Raw genomic sequence first — 2,099 nt, forward strand, 5'->3', positions numbered from 1 at the left:
GTTCATCGCGCAGTTCATCGACCACGACATCACCTTGGACACCACCCCGCTCGACCTCCAGCAAGCGGACGCCGATGCAACCGTCAACTTCCGCACGCCGCGCTATGACCTCGATGTGCTTTACGGGCGTGGGCCGGCGGATGACCGTCAGTTCTATGATCCGACCGATCTAGCCAAGTTGCTGCTGGCGCCGAACGTCAACGGTGTTTTGGACATGCCGCGTGACGAATTGGGCAAGGCGATCATGCCGGACCGGCGCAACGACGAGAACCTGATCATTCTTCAGATGCACAAGGCCGTCGCTCAGTTCCACAACCGGATTGTCGACTACGCCCGGGCCCAGGGCATCCGGCAAGAATGGCTGTTCGAGACCGCGCGCCGGCTGACCCGCTGGCACTACCAGTGGGCGGTCATCCACGATTTCCTCCCACGGTTCGTTGGCGACGAGCTCGTCGGGACGAACGGCACGGTGTACAAGGAGGTCACCGGCAAGCCACCGGTGATCAACCTGAACTACTACAAGCCCACCAACCGGGAAGGCCGGCCGTTCATGCCGGTCGAGTTCGCGGTGGCGGCCTACCGGTTCGGCCACAGCCTCATTCGGCCCTTCTACGTCATCAACGACACCGGCGTCGTCGACATCTTTGGCCCGGACGGGGGCCGCAACCTCAACGGTGGCCGCCCGATCCCTGCCGACCTGGTCATGGAGTGGAAGAACATCCTTCCTGTCGACCCGGCCTTCACGGCTCGCCCGCCGCGCAAGATCGACACCAAGCTGTCGATTCCGCTCAAGGACCTGCCTGGGTCGGCCGTCCCGCCTCCTGACCCGACGAGGCACCTGGCGGTCCGCAATAATCTGCGAGGAAAGCACGTCGGTCTGCCGTCGGGGCAGCAGGTCGCGAGGGCGATGCGGGTCAATGTGCTGTCCAACGCGACGCTCGGAATGAGCCCCGATCCGGGATGGGGCGGCGAGGCGCCGCTGTGGTTCTACATCCTCAAGGAGGCCGAGCTGCCGCCGTACAACGGGGAGCGGCTCGGGCCAGTGGGTGGCCGGATCATGGCCGAGACCCTGGTCGGGCTTCTGCAGCGGGACCCGAACTCCTACCTGTATCTGAACGCGGCCTGGAAGCCCACCCCACCGATCGCGCCAACGACCGGCCAGTTCGGCTTCGTCGACCTACTGCGATACGCCGGTGCTGCCTGACCGTCGGAGCCCACCCCGCAAGCCGTCCACCAAGTAGCTAGCCCGGTCATTCACGAGCGATCTTGTCGTGTTCTCCTGGGTGGCTTCGAGCAGCGTTGCAGGGCGGCACACCCGGGACTCGCGGCTGAATGATTCGGCCTTGTTGGGCGTTTGTTGTTGCTGCCCAACCGAGGCTCGGCTCAGCTCCTCACCGGCCTTGACGGGTCGCTGACTCAGCCTTGCCGTCTGGGTAGGCTAGGTGCAGCCCAACGGTGTTCTTCCGCATCGGACCGACAGCTGTCCTCATCGAGCAGTACGGCTCATGGCCCAGGAGGCGCGATGGCCAAGCCCTGGCGATGCAGACTCCGACTCCACCGCTGGCAGCGCCTCCGCGGACCTGACGGCAGCCGGTACCGCGAATGCCGCGACTGCGGAACCCAACAGGACCTGAGCGGTACAGGAGGTCCGCCGCCCCCTGGGATTGCCTAGGCCGAGGGGAGCGCTGCCGCACGAGTCGCTCGGTGCTGCCGTTCTTGGTGACCTGGGCCGGTGCACAGCGAGTGGCCCACCGCAGGGTCGCCGCCCTCCAGCTCTTGGCCGCATCCGCACCTATTAGCTTGTGTTCAACTTAGGGTCTAGATAGACTACGAGCATGGAACAGCAGCGGACCCCGCGCATGACCATCCCGACCCAGCTCGTCCTCCGGGCCCTGCTCGCCGACCCCACCCAGGAGCTCTACGGGGTTGAGATCGGCCAGGAGGCAGGACTGCCCAGTGGGACCATCCATCCCATCCTGGCCCGGCTGGAGACCGTGGGCTGGCTGACCTCCCGCTGGGAGGACATCGACCCCCGAACCGAGGGCCGCCCGGCCCGCCGCTACTACCAGCTCACCCCCGACGGACTGGAACGGGCCCGG

The 2,099-nt window shown here is 66.0% G+C and carries 2 protein-coding genes; both read left to right on the forward strand.

What is annotated here, in order from left to right; all coding sequences use genetic code 11:
• Positions 1-1,204, forward strand: a 1,204-nt coding sequence (locus VF468_09255) for a heme peroxidase family protein (protein ID HEX5878493.1), incomplete at its 5' end; no start/stop codon positions are given.
• Positions 1,205-1,859: 655 nt separating this feature from the next.
• The coding region (locus VF468_09260) for a helix-turn-helix transcriptional regulator (protein HEX5878494.1) at positions 1,860-2,099 on the forward strand (240 nt) is incomplete at its 3' end.

The organism is Actinomycetota bacterium (assembly GCA_036280995.1).
Classification (GTDB): domain Bacteria; phylum Actinomycetota; class CALGFH01; order CALGFH01; family CALGFH01; genus CALGFH01.